Genomic DNA, 16,103 nt, shown 5'->3' on the forward strand with positions numbered 1-16,103 from the left:
CCAGGAGGAAAGAATGAGAAGGAATCGCCGCTCCGCGCTCGTCGCGGGCGCCATGATCACCGGGCTCGCGCTCACCGCGTGCTCCACCGACAGCGTCGGTGGGGGAGGTGAGGAAGCACCTGAGGAGCTCGGGGCCGTTGGCGCGATGGAGAACTTCGAGGCCGGGACCACCTTCGCGGCCACCGAGCCGGTGACCTTCAGTCTGCTCTACCGGGACCACCCGAACTACGCCTTCCAGGAGGACTGGGACATCCTGCAGCAGCTGGAGGAGAACCAGAACGTCACCTTCGACATGGTGAACGTCCCCCTCTCGGACTGGAACGACCGGCGCAACCTACTGCTCGCCGCCGGGGACGCCCCGGACATCGTTCCCTCCACCTACGTGGCCGACGCCGATCAGTTCGTCGCCTCCGGCACACTGCTGCCGATCTCGGAGTACCTGGAGCACATGCCCAACTTCACCGCCAAGGTGGAGGAGTGGGGTCTGACCGAGGACCTCGACCGCACCCGGCAGGAGGACGGCAGCTTCTACGTGCTGCCCGGGCTGCTGGAGAACCCCAAGCCCACCTACACGATCGCCATCCGGCAGGATCTGTGGGAAGGCGCTGGTCTCACGGAGGATCCCGAGACCTGGGAGGAGTTCGCCGACCAGCTCGAGACGATCGCCGAGACCTACCCCGAGATCGACTACCCCTACTCCGATCGATGGTCGATGAACGGGCCGATCGAGGCCACGCTGCAGGCCGCCGCCGGCAACTTCGGCACCGAGGCGGGATGGGGCTACGGTGACGGCGTGACCTGGAACGGCTCCGAGTACGAGTACACCGGCGCCCAGGACGGCTACCGTGATCTGATCGGGTACTTCGCCGACCTCGTCGACCGCGGCCTGATGGATCCCGAGTCCCTCACCCAGGATGACGACTCGGCGAAGGCGAAGCTCGTCAACGGCCAGTCGGCCGCGATCGGCTCCAACGATCAGGAGATCCTCGGCTACCGCACAGCGTTGGATGACGCCGGTGTCGAGGGCGCCGAGCTGCGTCAGATCGTGGTCCCCGCCGGCCCGGCCGGGAACCGGATGGACTCCTCCACCGGGGGCCGGTTCGAATCCGGGATCGTCTTCTCCTCCAGTGCCGCGCAGAATGACAACTTCGTCGCCATGCTGCAGTTCGTGGACTGGCTCTACTACTCCGACGAGGGCCTGGAGTTCGCCAAGTGGGGTGTCGAGGGCGAGACCTACACCACCTCGGGCGACGGCTCGCGCACGCTGGCCGAGAACATTGACATCAACGGCCTCAACCCCGGTGCACCGGAGGCACTGAACACCGACTACGGCTACCACAACGGGGTATGGATGCTCGCGCACGGATCCACCCAGGATCTGCTGGACTCCATGCTCCGGCCCGAGGTGGTCGACTTCCGGGCGGCGATGAACGAGAAGGAGGTCGCCGACCCGGGCCCCGCGATCCTCATGGACGAGCTCGAGCGGGAGCAGGCCTCGCTGCAGCAGGCCGCACTGGAGGACATCGTCATGCAGAACACGGCGGCGTTCATCCTCGGCCAGCGGCCGATGGCGGAGTGGGACGACTTCGTGGCCGAGCTCGAGGGTGCCGGCATGAACGACTACGTCGAGCTCACCAACACCGCCGCCGGGGTCGAGTGAGGTGACGCAGGCACGGCCGGGTACACCCCTCCCCGGGGAACCGGGGCGAGGTGTGCTCGGCCGTACCACGCTGGCACTGCACTGGGCACTCGTGCTCACCGTCTGCTGCGGCGTCGCCTCTGCGCCGGGACTGGTGATCGTGAGCCTTCTCGACGGCGCAGGCTCGCCGCTGTTCGGTGCCCTCGCCCTGATCCCGGTCGGACCGGCGTTCTCGGCCACGCTCTACGCGTGGCGAGAGCGCGTCACCGGGGAAGAGCAGGCTGCCCCCTGGCGGGCCTTCCGGCGCGGCTACGCCTCCGGGTTCGGGGACGTGCTGCGCGTGTGGGTTCCGGTGCTGGCGGTGCTGGCGCTGCTCGGATCCTCCGCACTGGCGGTGCTGGCCGGCGGCGCCCCGCGCGGGTACCTCACGCCGCTCGCCGTCCTCGCCCTCATCGCGGTGCTGGCGGGCGTGCAGGCCCTGGTGATCGCCACCTTCTTCTCCTTCCGCACCCGGGACACCATCCGCCTGGCCGTCCACCACACCTTCCGGCTCCCCGGAGCCACGGTGAGCGTGCTCGCCCTGGTGATCTGCGCCGTCGGGGTGCTCTGGCTCGCCGGGGACGGCGTGCTCGTGCTGCTCGGCGCCCTGTTCGCCCTGGCCCTGCGGCACGCCGACGCACCTCTGATCGACCACATCGAACGCCACTACACCACCCCCTGATCCGCAAGGAGCTCCATGTCCGCCCCCCGCACGCCCAAGGTTCTCTACGGTGGCGACTACAACCCCGAGCAGTGGACCCCAGACGTCTGGGAGGTTGACTACGCGGCCTTCGACCAGGCGCGCATCGACACCCTGACCCTCGGGGTGTTCACCTGGTCGCTGCTGCAGCCCGACGAGCAGACCTACGACTTCACCGCACTCGACGCCGCGGTGGAACGCGCCGTGGCCGGTGGCCGGAAGATCGTGCTCGCGACCGCGACCGGTGCGATGCCGCCGTGGTTGGGGCACCAGTACCCGGAGGTGAACCGGGTGGACTTCGAGGGTCGGCGTCACACCTACGGCCAGCGGCACAACCACTGCCCGAGTTCGCCGGTGTTCCAGCGCCTGTCCGCCGCACTGGCCGACCGCATCGCCGAGCGCTACACCGGCACCCCTGGTCTGGTCGCCTGGCATGTCGGCAACGAGTACGGCGGACCGGACGGGTCGTGCTATTGCGAGAACTGCGCTGCCGCGTACCGGGAGTGGCTGATGGAGCGCTACGGATCCCTGGACGCTCTCAACGAGGCCTGGAACACCACGTTTTGGTCCCACCGCTACACCGACGTCGCACAAATCCAGGTGCCGAACGCTCTCAGCGAGCACTGGAAGGGTCCCCACCACACGGCGTTCCAGGGCAACACCCTCGACTACCGGCGCTTCATGTCCGAGGCGCTGCTGGCGAACTACCGGGCCGAGAAGATGCGGATCCGCGCCCACGATCCCCACACTCCGGTCACCACGAACTTCATGGGTGCCTTCCGCCCGCTGGACTATCACCGGTGGAGCGAGGAGCTCGATTTCGCCTCCTGGGACAACTACCCGCCCGGGCGCGATCAGCACGTGCGCATGGCCTTCACCCACGACCTGATGCGCGGGCTCAAGGGCGGCGAGCCGTTCTGGGTGATGGAGCAGACACCGACCATGACGGCCAGCCGTGGCGTCAACCCGGTCAAGCGGCCCGGGGTGCTCGGCCTGTGGTCCTGGCAGGGGATCGCCCACGGCGCCGACGCGATGCTGTATTTCCAGATGCGCGCCTCCCGGGGAGCCTGCGAGAAGTTCCACGGTGCGGTGCTCGACCACGCCGGTCGCACCGACTCCCGCCCGTTCCGGGAGATCGCCTCACTCGGTGAACAGCTCGAGCAGCTGGGTGAGGCGGTAATCGGCGCCCGGACTCCGGCCAAGGTCGCTCTGATCTTCGACTGGGACAACTGGTGGACGACCGAGATCACCGACGGACTCAACCGCAACGTCTCCTATCTGGCCACCGTGTTGCGGTACTACGGTGCCGTCTGGGCTGCCGGAGCGGATGTGGATGTGGTGCCGATGACGGCGGACCTCACTGGCTACGACGTCGTCCTCGCTCCGTTGCTGCACCTGCTCAAGGACGATGTGGCCGAGCGACTGCACGCCGTCGCCGCCCGTGGTGGCACCGTGGTGACCTCGTTCTGGGCCGGGCGCGTGGACGAGTCCACCAACGCCTACCCGATGGACGCCCCGGGGCCGCTCGCGCCGACCTTCGGAATCCGGGTGGAGGAGATCGACTCGGCCGAACCGGGGGTGACGAACCCGGTGACGCTGACGTTGGACGCCGGGCCGGTGGTCTCCCCAGCCGACCAGGTGATGGAGCTGATCGTGCCGGCGGGTGCCGAGATCGTGGGGACCTACGGATCGGACTTCTACACCGGGACGCCTGCGGTCACCAGGCACCGGGTGGGGGAGGGCGCCGGTTGGTACATCGGCGCAGGTCTCGACGAGTCGGGCTTGGGTGCGATCGTGCGCCAGATCCTGGGCGGGTATGACCTCGTCGGGCCCTACGCAGGCCGGCTGGAGCACGCGGTGCGCGAGCGTGACGTCGACGGCCGGGTCGTGCGCACCCATTTCCTGCTGAACCACGGCGGCGAGCCGGTGGAGGTGACCGCGCACCTCGGCGGCACGGATCTGCTCTCGGGTACGCAGATTGCCGCCGGCCAGTCGTTGCGGTTCGAGCCGACGGACGTGCTGGTGCTACGCGAGGCCTGAGAGGTCGTCAGAGCAACGGCAGGATGGAGCGCAGGTCGGTCAGGCCGTCGCTGAGGAACTCGGGGCGCAGGGCCTGACTGGTGGTCACCTCGTCCCAGGTGCCGCGCCCGGAGGCCACCCGGATCCACACCGCGGCGTCATCCACTAGCACCGTGACGCCGGTGCGATCAGCGACCACCTGCGCGAACGCCTGCGCCACCAGCTGGCGTGCCCCGGCATCCACCGGTGCCGGGGCGGCGAGTGCCGGTGCCAGGTCGTATCCGTGCACCACCAGTTCGATCAGCCGGGTGAGCACGAAGTCGGGAAGTTTGATGGCTCCGCGCCGCCCCCGGACCACCACATCGCCCTGCTGGGCGAGGGCGTCGAGGTGGGCGAAGGCCCGCTCGGCCACCGCGTCGAGGCCGGCGAGCGGGTCATCCGCGATCTGCTGGGACATCTCCCGGGTGACGCGGTCGATCCGATCGGCATCAGCGGCATAGGAGGAGAGGTAGTCGGCTACGCTCAACGGCTCCGCGGATGGGTCCGGTTCGCAGGCAGTGATGGCGTCCAGGGCACGGCCCAGGTGCGCCATCAGGTCCCCGACGGTCCAGCCGGGCAGGGAGCTCGGTGTGGCGAGCACGTCACTGCCGACATCGTCCAGGCGCTCGCGCAGGAGGTCCCACTGGTCGCGCAGCTCGTCGCAGTATCGCGTCAACGTCACCATGGGCGATAGCGTCTCAGATATGGATGCACAGACGCGATGGGGATTCCTCGGCCCGGGTCGGATCGCCGAGAAGGTGGCGGCCGACTTCGAGCATGTGCGAGGAGGTGCCCTGGTGGCGGTGGGCTCGCGATCGGGCGAGCGGGCCGAAGCGTTCGCGGCTCGGCACGCAGAGCGGTCCGGGCATGCGGTCCGCGCACACGCCGGCTACGACGCGCTGCTTTCCGACCCCGAGGTGGACGCCGTCTACATCGCCACCCCGCACACCGACCACGCGAGCCAGGCCATCGCCGCCATCGAGGCAGGCAAGGCGGTGCTGGTGGAGAAGTCCTTCACCGCCACCCTCGACGGCGCCCGCCGGGTTGTCGAGTCAGCCCGCCATCACCAGGTGTTCGCGATGGAGGCGATGTGGACCCGCTTCCAACCAGCCGTCCGGGCCGCGAAGAGCCTGATCACCGACGGCGCGATCGGCGAGGTCCGTGCCGTCCAGGCCGACCTGGGCGTGCGTCGGGAGTTCGACCCGGACGACCGGATGTTCTCCCTCGAACTCGGCGGCGGCACCCTGCTGGACCTGGGCGTGTACGTCGTCTCCTTCGCCCAGCACATCCTCGGCACCCCGGACCGCGTGGTCGCGACCGGCTCCCGGCTGGAGACCGGGGTGGACGGTGAGGCGGGCATCCTGCTCGGCTACGACGACGGTCGCAGCGCCACCCTGCACACGTCCTTCCACATGCCCCTGCCGGGGCAGGCCCGCATCTACGGCACGCACGGCTGGATCGACATCCCGCCGCGGTTCCACCACCCTGTCTCCCTGGTGCTGCACCGCCAAGGTGAGGATCCGTTGCGCGAGCAGCTGCCGCCGTCGGGAGCCGGCTATGCCGAGGAGTTCATCGAGGTGGGACGCTGCCTGGCCGAGCGGCGCACCGAGAGCGACGTGATGCCGCTCGCGGACACGCTCGCCGTGCAGGCGGTGCTGGAGGAAGCGGCCGATCAGCTCGGGGTGCGTTTTACAGAACGCTGAGAAGCTCGGCCAGGATGGGTACGAGCTGGTCGTCCTCGATGAGGAAGCCGTCGTGCCCGTAGGGGGAGTCGAGCTCGCGGTAGATCCCGTGCGGCGCACCACGGGCGATCCGTGCCGACTGGGACGGCGGGAACAGCCGGTCCGAACGCACCGCCAGCGCGAGCGTGGGCATGGGCAGCGTCGCCAGGGCCGCCTCCACGCCGCCGCGGTCACGTCCGATGTCGTGGGTGAGCATCGACTCGGTCAGCACCACATAACTGTTCGCATCGAATCGACGCGCCAGCTTGTCCGCATGGTGGTCGAGGTAGGACTGGACCGCGAACCGTCCGCCACCACCCAGCGGGTTCTCCCCACCCTGCGGCAACCGGCCGAAACGCTCGTCCAGCTCCTCCGCACTCCGGTAGGTGGTGTGCGCGATCTGCCGCGCGATGCCCAGGCCCGTGTGCGGTCCGTCCCCGTCGGCGGCGTCGTAGTAGTCCCCGCCGCGGTAGCGCGGATCGGCCCGGATCGCACCGATCTGGGCGTGAGCCCAGGCGATCTGGTCAGCCGAGGTCTGCGCACAGGTGGCGATCGCGGCCAGCGCCGCCACCCGCTCGGGTGCGATCAGGCCCCATTCGAGCACTCGGTGACCACCCATCGAGGCGCCGATCACCAGTTTCCACTGTCCGATCCCGAGCCGGTCGGCCAGTTCGACCTCGGCCGCGACCTGGTCCCGTACGGTCACATACGGGAACCGGCTGCCCCACGGGGTGCCGTTCGGAGCGTCGGAGGCCGGGCCGGTGCTGCCCTGGCACCCGCCGAGCACATTGGGTGCCACCACGAAGAAGCGGTCGGTGTCGATCGTCTTGCCGGGGCCCACAGTCGACGACCACCAGCCCGGCGAACGGTGCCCCGGCCCTGCTTCGCCCGTGACGTGCGCGTCACCGGTGAGTGCGTGCAGCACCAGGATCGCGTTGTCCCCGGCGGCGTTCAGCTCGCCCCAGGTCTGGTATGCGAGGCGCACGTGCGGCAGGCGTCCGCCGGCTTCCAGATGCAATGGACCCAGATCGACGAACCGACGTTCCCCGACCGGATCGCCGTCACGCCAGGCTCCGGACGCAGGGATGGGCGTCTCCGGGGCGCGACGGCGCCCAGGGGAGCGCCGAGCCGGCGCGCTCTGCTCGCCCTTCTCGATGGTCACGGGGTCCACGGTAATTGCTCTGCGGTTCACACGCGCGCAGTGGCTCAGGCGCTCGCGGTCGCCGCGGCGCCGGAACGCACGGCGGCAGCCGCCTCGAAGCCACGCTCCAGGTCGGCGAGGATGTCGCCTAGGTGCTCCAGTCCCACTGACAAGCGCACCAGGCCGGGGGTGACGGCGCTCGCGGACTGTTCGTCCGCCGTCAGCTGGCTGTGTGTGGTGGAGGCAGGGTGGATCACCAGCGAGCGCACGTCACCGATATTGGCTACCAGCGAGTGCAGCTCGAGTGCATCCACGAAGGCCTTCCCCGCCTCGAGGCCACCCTCGATCTCGAAGGCGAGCACCGCACCGGGGCCCTTCGGAGCGTACTTCTGGGCGAGGGCGTAGTACGGGCTGGAGGGGAGCCCGGCGTAGTTCACCGAGAGCACATCGGCGCGGGCGTCGAGGAACTCGGCCACCTTCTGGGCGCTGCCCACGTGCCGGTCCATCCGCAGCGAGAGGGTCTCGATGCCCTGCAGCAGCAGGAAGGCGTTGAACGGCGAGATCGCCGGTCCGAGGTCGCGCAGCAGCTGCACGCGCGCCTTCAGGATGAAGGACATGTTGACCCCGAACGCGCCACCCTCGCCCAGGTCGCGGGCGTAGACGAGGCCGTGGTAGCTCGGGTCCGGGGTGTTGTAGTTGGGGAACTTCTCCGGGTTGTCGGCGTAGTTGAACGATCCGGCGTCCACGATGACGCCGCCGATCGAAGTGCCGTGACCGCCGAGGTACTTCGTGGCCGAGTGCACGACGACGTCCGCTCCGTGCTCGAACGGGCGCACCAGGTAGGGGGTCGCCACGGTGTTGTCGACGATGAGGGGCACACCGACCTCATGCGCGACGGCGGCCACGGCGGCGATGTCGAGCACGTCACCCTTGGGGTTGGGGATGGTCTCGCCGAAGAACACCTTGGTGTTCTCCTGCGCAGCAGCGCGCCACGCGTCCGGGTTGTCGGGATCGTTGACGAAGCTCACGGTGATTCCCAGCTTCGGCAGCGTGTAGTGGAGCAGGTTGTAGGTGCCGCCGTACAGGGACGAGCTGGCGACGACGTGGTCGCCGGCCTCGGCCACGTTGAGGATGGCGAGCGTCTCGGCTGCCTGGCCGGAGGCGACCAGGAGGGCGCCGACGCCACCTTCGAGGGAGGCGATCCGGTCCTCGACCACGGCCGTGGTCGGGTTGTTGAGCCGGGTGTAGATCGGGCCGAGCTCGGCCAGGGCGAACCGGTTGGCCGCCTGATCGGTGTTCTCGAACACGAACGAGGTGGACTGGTAGATCGGCACGGCGCGTGCGCCGTGATCGGAGTCGGCTGTCTGCCCAGCGTGGATCTGACGGGTCTCGAAGTGCCAGTCGGCGGTCATCGCGGGTCTCCTTCATCGGGGGCCGGGATGAGTGGGCTCGACATCTCCAAGCCCTCGAACCCAGCGTGATCGGGCTGAGCGTGCGCGTCAGCGCGGCGCTCGGCGGTCCATATCGTCACAGTACGGTCCGGCGGCGGTGATCTCATCTGGCTGACGGCAACGTCTCACATCGCGGATTCTTCCGGTGTGAGCGCACGGCGTGATGATCGATGGCTGTGGCAGATGTGACTACTGTGACTATTGCGCCTGGTGTTCACATTCGGTGCTACATCGACTACCTTGGGGAGCGGTCACGGCAGCCGCGTCAACACGACACGCCGAGTGGGTGTCGGTTCGTCGGCGTTTCGTGGCTGGTGACTATCCCTGATCGAGGAGACGTTGGTGCGAGTACAGAAGGTCTGGCGACCAGCTGCTGCGGCGCTGGGTGCTGTCGCGCTCTCCCTCGGTCTGCTGGTCTCCCCGGCCTTGGCCGACGTACCGAGCGACGATGACATTGAGGATGCGCAGGACGCCGTCGATGACACGGCCGCCCAGATTGCGGCGCTCGAAGTGCGGCTGGCCGCGAATGCTGCGGCCCGTGACGAGTCGCAGATGGCGGCGGCGATCGCGGCGGAAAAGTACAACCAGGCCGCCGTCGAGCGTGACCAGGCTCAAGCTGACGCTGATGCCGCAGCCGATGCAGCGGCCCAGGCCGATGACGACGTAGCCGCGGCCAGCCGGGATGTCGCCCGGATCGCGAACGCCGCCTACCGCAACGGTGGCGAGTTGCAACAGATCGGCATCTTCCTCTCTGCCGACGGTCTCGACGATGCGATCGAGAGCGCCACGACCTTCCGGATGCTCGGCGGCGACGCGGACGAGGCCTATCAGCGGCTCGACGCCGCCGAGCGGGTCGCCGACGTCATGCAGACCCGAGCTGATCAGGCGCTCGCCGATGCCGAGGCGGCAGCAGCCGATCTCGAGGAGGCGTCCCGGGAGGCCGACGCGGCAGCACTGACGGCTGAGAACGTCGTGGCCGACAATGAGGCGGAGCGGGACTCGTTGATCGTGGAGCTCGCGGCGCTGCGCAACACCACCGCTGAGCTCGAGGAGGAGCGCCAGAATGCGCTCGATGCTGAGCGCCGTGAACGGGAGAACGCCGCGGCTGCCGCAGCGATCGGTGCACCCGCCACGGAGCGTGAGGACGATCGGGACGAGTCCGGTTCGGGCCAGTCTGACTCAGGTCGGTCTGAGTCCGATCAGAGCGCCTCGCCGGATCCTGCTCCGAGTCCGGACCCTCGACCCAGTCCCGAACCGCAGCCAGAGCCCGAGCCGGAACCCAGCCCGGAACCGGAACCCAGCCCCGAACCGCAGCCTGAGCCGGATCCTGAGCCCGAGCCGGAGCCAGAACCGGAGCCTCAGCCCGATCCACCATCCACGCCCGCCAGCGCCGGCCAGGGTGCGGTGAACTGGGCGATGACGCAGGTCGGCGACCGGTACGTGCTCGGTGCCAGAGGCCCGGATGCCTGGGACTGCTCCTCGTTGACTCAAGCGGCCTACCGCTCGGTCGGCATCCATCTGCCGCGCACGTCCGGTGATCAGTACCGGGCCACCGCGAACGTGCCGATCGGCCAGATCCGCCCGGGCGACCTGATCTTCTACTCCAGCAACGGCCGGGCCAGTGGCGTCTACCACGTGGCCATGTATGCCGGCAACGGGATGCGGGTGCACGCAGGCAACCCCTCCACCGGAGTGCAGTACACCTCGATGTGGTGGGCGAACGTGCTCCCGATGGCCGGGCGGCCCTGAGCTCGCTCAGGTACTGAGCGAGGCGAGCTGTGCGGGCGTGAGCACGATCGCCGGAACGGAACGTGCGCCGTCGAGGATGGCCCCGAGAAGGCGGTGGTACCCGTCCAGGATGACCAGGCCACCCTGCCGCTCGACCGCGTGCACCGGATAGGCGCGATCGGCCGCGCGCACGCGTGCCAGATGATCGGGGTAGTGGAAGGGTGTCGCCAGCACGTCGCGCGGTGAGACCTGAAAGCGCCTGCCGTCGCGTTGCCACAGCGGTAGGTCGAGCAACCAGTCGAAGGCCGCCACCGGCACGTCGACCACCGGCTCGCTGACCGCCCACAGGTCCACCAGCAGCCACGCGTCGTCCCCGAACGCAGCGCGGATCGCCTGAGGGGTTTGCTGCAGGAGTTCCGCCCGACTGAGATCCGGCGCCGCCCGGTCCCGCGGCGGCATCGGCTCAGTGCCCGATGTGCGGCTGCGGGTGGGTGTACCCGGTCTCCTCGGCGCGGGTGAAGGAGTTACGGATCTCCTGTTCTGCGGCCTCGCGGCCGACCCAGTGGGCTCCCTCGACGGACTTGCCGGGCTCGAGGTCCTTGTAGACCTCGAAGAAGTGCTGGATCTCCAGCCGGTGGAACTCGGAGACGTCGTCGATGTCGCTGCGCCAGCTCGCGCGCTGGTCCCCGACCGGCACGCACAGCACCTTGTCGTCACCGCCCGCCTCGTCACGCATACGGAACATCCCCAGTGCGCGGCACCGGATCAGGCAGCCAGGAAAGGTCGGCTCCTCCAGCAGCACCAAGGCGTCCAGCGGGTCGCCGTCTTCGCCGAGCGTGCCGTCGATGTAGCCATAGTCGTCCGGATAGCGGGTGGAGGTGAAGAGCATCCGGTCGAGCCGGATGCGCCCGGTCTCGTGGTCCACCTCGTACTTATTCCGCTGCCCCTTGGGGATCTCGATGGTGACGTCGAATTCCACGGCCTGTCTCTTCCGCTCGCTGGGTGTGCTACCCCTAGTGTGGCCTACGCTGGCGCCCTTCGTGGACACGACGCGGGGTGAGAACCACGCTTGTCACGAGGGAAGATCGACGTTGCCGGAGGGAGGGTCAGTGTCTCAGCAGGGTTCGCCGCGACCAGTTCGCACGACGGCGTCCGGTCGCCCGCCCGCGCCACGCCGCCGGCCCTCATCCCCGGCCGCGCGTGAGGCTGCTCGGGCAGCGGCGCGCCGCCGCGTCTACCGGCGCCGCCGGATGACTGCGCTCTCCGTGCTGCTCGTGCTCCTGCTGGGGGGCTACGCAGCCCTGGACGCCAACGATGTGGTGCCCGGCGTGCTGACCCGGACGCCGCCGTGGCCCGACGCCGAGCCGTTCCCCGAGGTTGCCGCCGCGGGACTGACAGCGGCACCGGACCAGGTCCCCTCCCTGTCGGGGGAGGCGCCCGTGCCCAGCACCGAGGAACTCGCCGCGCTCGCTTCATCACTGGTCTCCAGTGGTGCGGTCGGACCAGCGCCGGGTGTGCTGGTCACCGATGTCCTCACGGGTGAGGATCTCTACGGCGCGCGTGCCGCTGAGTCGTACGTGCCGGCCTCGAGTCTGAAGCTTCTGACCGGACTGGCAGTGCTGGCCAGTTACGGCGACCAGCACCGGTTCGTCACCTCGGTGGTCGACGGCGGGAACGGCGACGGTGTCGACGTCGTCACCCTGGTCGCCGGGGGAGACCTCACCCTGGCGGCGGAGGAGGGAGACCCGAGCTCCGTCGTCGGGCATGCGGGCCTGGGGGACCTGGCGGCGGAGGTGGCCACCGAGCTCGCCGCCCAGGGGCGCACCGAGGTGCAGGTGAGCTTGGACGACACGCTGTTCACCGGGCCGGGACTGGCGCCGCGGTGGGGCCCGGTGGATCTCTCGGGTGGCTGGGCGATGCCGATGGCGCCGATCGCCGTGGACATCGGACGGCGGGACGGCACATCGGTGCGGTCCTCGGATGCGGCGTTGGACGCGGCGGAGACGTTCGCTGATGCTCTCGCGGGCGAGGGCATCAGCGTGACCGGCGATGTGCAGCGGGTGGCCGCGCCGGACGGGGCGAGTGAGCTCGGCGCTGTGGAGTCCGCGCCATTGCGCGACCTGGTGGCGTTCACCATGCAGCAGTCCGAGAACGTGCTCTCCGAGGCGCTGGGGCGCATGACGGCGGTGGCGACCGGGCATGAGGCGAGTTTCGCCGGCGCAGGGGAGGCCGTGCTCGCAGTGCTGGCAGATCTCGGGCTGGACACATCGGGAAATTCGCTGTCTGACACCTCCGGGTTGAGTTCGGAAAGTGTCGTGACGCCGCGGCTGCTCACCGATGCGGTGCGATTGGCGGCCGATGGATCCCATCCAGAGTTGACATCGTTGCTCGCGGCTGTGCCCGTGGCCGGACTCGAGGGAACCCTGAACAGCAGGCTGACCGACACCGCAGCGACGGGCGTCGTACGAGCCAAGACCGGGACCCTGCCACAGGTCGTGGCGCTCACTGGGATGGTCACCACGGAGGACGGACGTCTGCTCGCCTTCACCGTGCTGGCCAACGACTTCGATCGCGGCTCTGCCTATCTGGCGCGGATCGCCGTGGACGAGTGGATCTCCTCGGTGGCGGAGTGCGGGTGTCGTTGATGTCGAGTCTGTGGATGAATGTGAACCCGCAAGCGGCTGTCCTATGACGGTATGGCCAGCCCAGTAGGATCCAGCCGTGCTAGGTCGATCGTTCCAAGAGGTGTTGCGTTCGTCAGTTCTTGCCGTTTCCTCGGTGAGTTTCGCGATTGCCACCATCCTCGACCTCGCTGGTGCGCGGGGAGTGTGGCAGATTCTCGCTGTCTCGTTGAGCGTGGTGGGATTCGTGGCACTTGGCGCCTCCTCGATCGGCGCGTGGGTGGCCACCTCGCGACGTCGCCGACGGCATCGTGAGACGGCGCTGCGAACTCTCGATGTGCGCGACGTAGATCGAGGTGTTGCGGTGACGCATACGTCGGTATCGTCAGTCGAAGAAGGCGCAACTGGAGATTCCGGGGCCGATGACCTGCTCGCGAAAATCGGCCAGCCGAGTTCGGTTCGCTTGGCCGGCGGTCAGGATCTGATTGCAGTTGCTCAGGCCGGTAAGGACGCGATCGGTGAGGATCTGTTCTACGACCGCTCCGAACTTGCCTCCTACCTTGAGGCTCAGCGCGATGCCGTGTGGTGTATCGAGCGGATGGTGAGTGGTGAGCGACGGCTAGTGGGGTACGCGATCCTCCTCGCCCTCCGCCCGGTGACGGTTGAGCGGATCAAGTCAGGCGAGATTGCTTACGGCCGGCACATCCTTGCCACAGACATCGCGGACTCGATCGACGCAAGTGATGCCATGTATGTATCGATGGTGCATGGCTTCGACCTGGCGGCTCAGATTGACCTTGGTCTTGCCGTCCTGCGTCGCGTCATGCGCTCGCACCTGAAGCGTCGTCCGCAACTCATCTTGGCGCGGCAGGGATCGCATGCCGGCGGGCTGGGCATGAAGCGGCTGGGATTTGGGCGCTTCGGGTCTGCTCCGTATATCAAGGCGACCTACACCGATGCGCCTGCGTTCGCCTCGGAACTTCGGCGTCGTGAGCGCCTCTATCGGCGGCTGGGGAGCCGATAGCGCCGGTGGTCCGGCCGGGGAAGATCGGCGGGGGAGTGGGTGTGTGCGGCACCGGTGTCGGTGGTCGGTCGGACCTTATGGCTCATGGCGTCGATAGGTGCGTGGGCTAGTTTCTCGGATTCGGTCGCCTGTAGTGATGGTGTCATCGCGCGAAGGCTACGCGGGGCTACGGATCCATTGGCGTGTGCAGCTGCCGGCATGGTTGCTGGAGGGATCTTGCCTGCTCTGACCTGGGCGAACCGGGCGATGTCAGTGGTGGGTGGGAGAGTGTTTTCATGACCTCGACAGCAGCTCACGACAGCTTCTCGGTTCCGGCCGGGAAGGGTTTGTTGGCTGCGGTGCGGGCTACTGGGGTGGCGGCTCGCGCGGTGGAGGTCGAGCGGGCTGAACTCGTCCTGGCGTGGGTGAGGGAGGGGGCGATTATCCCGGGTGAGGTCTCCCCCGATGACGTGGTCGACGGCGGTGGGGTGTTCGATCCGGATGTGCATGCCGGTTTGCCGGGTACGCAGGAGCCGATGCGGTTGGCGGGTGCGGGTGCTCCGTGGGTGTCGGATCTAGGGTTTGTGTCGTTGGCGGCGGCGTTGGGGATGTCGAACGAAGCCGCCCTGGGGTACGTCGGCACCGTAGTCGAGTTGGCCTACCGGTTGCCGACCCTGTGGGGCCGGGTGCGGGCCGGGCAGGTCAGCATCACCCGGGCCCGGGCAGTGACCCGGTTGACGAAGCGACTCCCCGCCGATGGGGCAGCGTGGGTGGACTCCCAGGTGGCGTGGACGATCGGGTCGTGTTCGTCGGGCCAGATCGAGCGCACCGTCACCGCGGCGATGGAGTCCTTCGATCCCGACCGGGCTGAACGCGACCAGCAGGCCGCATTGGAGGGCCGGCGGGTGGACATTCGCCTGGGTGATCTCGCCACGGCCGCTGACCCCAGCGCGGGCGCTGTGGTGGCCTTTGATGGCGGGTTGGGTGTGGCTGACGCGCTGGACCTGGAAGCGGCCGTGGCAGCCCGCGCCGCCGGGTTGAAGACCCTCATGCCGGATGCGAGTGAGGATGTACGCCGTTCGATCGCGTTAGGTGACCTCGCCCGTGGGAAGGCCACGTTGGCGCCGGCCGCGACCGCGGATGCTCCGGGTGGCTCAGCCGTTCCGGGTGTCTCGACCAGGGCGTGCGTCACCGAGCCCGCCGGGGCTGGTGCCCCCACTGGCCCGGCCGAGACGACCGGGGACCCGGCCGCCACCGGCACCACGGGTCTGGAGGCCACGGGGCGCACGGTGATGCTGTACCTGCACCTGCGGGCCGATGCCCTCGACCAGCACGGTCGGGGTGTGGTGGGCCGGTGTGAGAACACTCGTTCGCCGGTCACGGTTGAGCAGGTGCGTTCCTGGTGTGGGAGCGCGGGGCGGGTGTTGGTGCGGCCGGTGATCGATCTGAACGATCAGTATTCGGCGTCCACATATGAGGCCAGTCCCAGGTTGCGTGAACAGGTGATCCTGCGCGACCAGCGGTGTAGGTTCCCGTTCTGCCCGCGCAGTGCTCGCACGGGGGATGTGGATCACATCACCCCACACGAGCAGGGTGGTCCCACCAGTTCACGGAATCTGGCGGTGTTGTGTCGGCGTCATCACCGGGTGAAGACTCACACCGACTGGACGTATGAGCTGCTCAGCCCGGGGATGTATTACTGGACCGGGCCCGATCGGGTGGCGTATCTGGTGAGCCCGGCGGGCACATTCGTACTCCCCGGCGTGACGAGTACCCCGGGTCAGCCGGTGATCAAGACCCGCCGTATCGCTATCGCGTCGATGAGAGCCAATGCCCGGGCTATGCCTACCCGCCGCCACCAGGTGCGACCAACGGCAGAGCTACACCCCAGTTCCAGTAGCACCGACCCGCCACCCTTCTGACCACCCCGCCCCGAACCCCGCCGACCCGCCCGTCGACGGGGATATCGGCATGCGGTGATCCTGGTGGGCGATGGTGCAAG

General features: G+C 68.6%; 13 protein-coding genes. 8 read left to right on the forward strand and 5 right to left on the reverse strand.

The features are described 5' to 3' along the window. Positions 1–13: 13 nt before the first annotated feature. The 3 genes from IM660_RS03565 to IM660_RS03575 are packed head-to-tail and all read left to right on the forward strand — an operon-like array spanning position 14 to position 4,418. Positions 14–1,660, forward strand: coding sequence for an ABC transporter substrate-binding protein (locus IM660_RS03565; RefSeq protein WP_193498052.1), 1,647 nt, complete (start codon positions 14–16; stop codon positions 1,658–1,660). A gap of 1 nt (position 1,661) precedes the next feature. Beyond that, a complete protein-coding gene (locus tag IM660_RS03570) occupies positions 1,662–2,360 on the forward strand; it encodes a YesL family protein (RefSeq protein ID WP_193498053.1) in 699 nt (232 codons plus the stop codon). Positions 2,361–2,375: 15 nt separating this feature from the next. After that, entirely contained in the window at positions 2,376–4,418 is a 2,043-nt protein-coding gene (locus IM660_RS03575) for a beta-galactosidase (protein ID WP_193498054.1), read from the forward strand. A gap of 7 nt (positions 4,419–4,425) precedes the next feature. Here the strand turns inward: IM660_RS03575 and IM660_RS03580 are convergent, their stop codons facing one another. Further along, the gene (locus tag IM660_RS03580) at positions 4,426–5,121 is read right to left on the reverse strand and encodes a maleylpyruvate isomerase N-terminal domain-containing protein (RefSeq protein ID WP_193498055.1); all 696 of its coding nucleotides are present in this window, start codon (positions 5,119–5,121) and stop codon (positions 4,426–4,428) included. Positions 5,122–5,140: 19 nt separating this feature from the next. Between IM660_RS03580 and IM660_RS03585 the strand changes: the two genes are divergently transcribed. After that, complete coding sequence (locus IM660_RS03585) at positions 5,141–6,139, forward strand: Gfo/Idh/MocA family protein (protein ID WP_193498056.1); 999 nt, start codon at positions 5,141–5,143, stop codon at positions 6,137–6,139. On the opposite strand, the gene metX is transcribed toward IM660_RS03585, so the two are convergent. Beyond that, complete coding sequence (gene metX / locus IM660_RS03590) at positions 6,126–7,313, reverse strand: homoserine O-acetyltransferase MetX (RefSeq protein ID WP_425503879.1); 1,188 nt, start codon at positions 7,311–7,313, stop codon at positions 6,126–6,128. The genes IM660_RS03585 and metX overlap by 14 nt on opposite strands. Positions 7,314–7,363: 50 nt before the next feature. Further along, the gene (locus IM660_RS03595; RefSeq protein WP_193498058.1) at positions 7,364–8,710 is read right to left on the reverse strand and encodes a bifunctional o-acetylhomoserine/o-acetylserine sulfhydrylase; all 1,347 of its coding nucleotides are present in this window, start codon (positions 8,708–8,710) and stop codon (positions 7,364–7,366) included. Positions 8,711–9,091: 381 nt separating this feature from the next. On the opposite strand from IM660_RS03595, the gene IM660_RS03600 reads away from it, so the two are divergent. Beyond that, positions 9,092–10,498: a C40 family peptidase gene (locus IM660_RS03600; RefSeq protein WP_193498059.1), complete on the forward strand. Its 1,407-nt coding sequence runs from the start codon at positions 9,092–9,094 to the stop codon at positions 10,496–10,498. A 6-nt stretch (positions 10,499–10,504) separates the two neighbouring features. On the opposite strand, the gene IM660_RS03605 is transcribed toward IM660_RS03600, so the two are convergent. Then, a complete protein-coding gene (locus IM660_RS03605) occupies positions 10,505–10,936 on the reverse strand; it encodes a hypothetical protein (protein ID WP_193498060.1) in 432 nt (143 codons plus the stop codon). Positions 10,937–10,940: 4 nt separating this feature from the next. Then, on the reverse strand, positions 10,941–11,456 hold the full coding sequence (locus IM660_RS03610) for an inorganic diphosphatase (protein ID WP_193498061.1): 516 nt from the start codon (positions 11,454–11,456) through the stop codon (positions 10,941–10,943). Positions 11,457–11,727: 271 nt separating this feature from the next. Here IM660_RS03610 and dacB point away from each other — a divergent pair, with 271 nt between their 5' ends. From dacB to IM660_RS03625, 3 genes are all read left to right on the forward strand, one after another. After that, on the forward strand, positions 11,728–13,122 hold the full coding sequence (gene dacB, locus IM660_RS03615) for a D-alanyl-D-alanine carboxypeptidase/D-alanyl-D-alanine endopeptidase (RefSeq protein ID WP_193498062.1): 1,395 nt from the start codon (positions 11,728–11,730) through the stop codon (positions 13,120–13,122). A 340-nt stretch (positions 13,123–13,462) separates the two neighbouring features. Then, entirely contained in the window at positions 13,463–14,122 is a 660-nt protein-coding gene (locus tag IM660_RS03620; RefSeq protein WP_193498063.1) for a hypothetical protein, read from the forward strand. A 275-nt stretch (positions 14,123–14,397) separates the two neighbouring features. Continuing rightward, positions 14,398–16,023 (forward strand): HNH endonuclease, encoded by a 1,626-nt coding sequence (locus IM660_RS03625; RefSeq protein ID WP_193498064.1) that lies wholly within the window; start codon positions 14,398–14,400, stop codon positions 16,021–16,023. The last annotated feature ends 80 nt before the right edge of the window (positions 16,024–16,103 follow it).

Source organism: Ruania alkalisoli (assembly GCF_014960965.1).
Taxonomy (GTDB): domain Bacteria; phylum Actinomycetota; class Actinomycetes; order Actinomycetales; family Beutenbergiaceae; genus Ruania; species Ruania alkalisoli.

Coding starts and splice junctions, on each gene's coding strand:
- IM660_RS03565 (WP_193498052.1), top strand. CDS start 14: ATGAGAAGGAATCGCCGCTCCGCGCTCGTCGCGGGCGCCATGATCACC.
- IM660_RS03575 (WP_193498054.1), top strand. CDS start 2,376: ATGTCCGCCCCCCGCACGCCCAAGGTTCTCTACGGTGGCGACTACAAC.
- IM660_RS03580 (WP_193498055.1), bottom strand. CDS start 5,121: ATGGTGACGTTGACGCGATACTGCGACGAGCTGCGCGACCAGTGGGAC.
- IM660_RS03585 (WP_193498056.1), top strand. CDS start 5,141: ATGGATGCACAGACGCGATGGGGATTCCTCGGCCCGGGTCGGATCGCC.
- IM660_RS03595 (WP_193498058.1), bottom strand. CDS start 8,710: ATGACCGCCGACTGGCACTTCGAGACCCGTCAGATCCACGCTGGGCAG.
- IM660_RS03605 (WP_193498060.1), bottom strand. CDS start 10,936: ATGCCGCCGCGGGACCGGGCGGCGCCGGATCTCAGTCGGGCGGAACTC.
- dacB (WP_193498062.1), top strand. CDS start 11,728: ATGACTGCGCTCTCCGTGCTGCTCGTGCTCCTGCTGGGGGGCTACGCA.
- IM660_RS03625 (WP_193498064.1), top strand. CDS start 14,398: ATGACCTCGACAGCAGCTCACGACAGCTTCTCGGTTCCGGCCGGGAAG.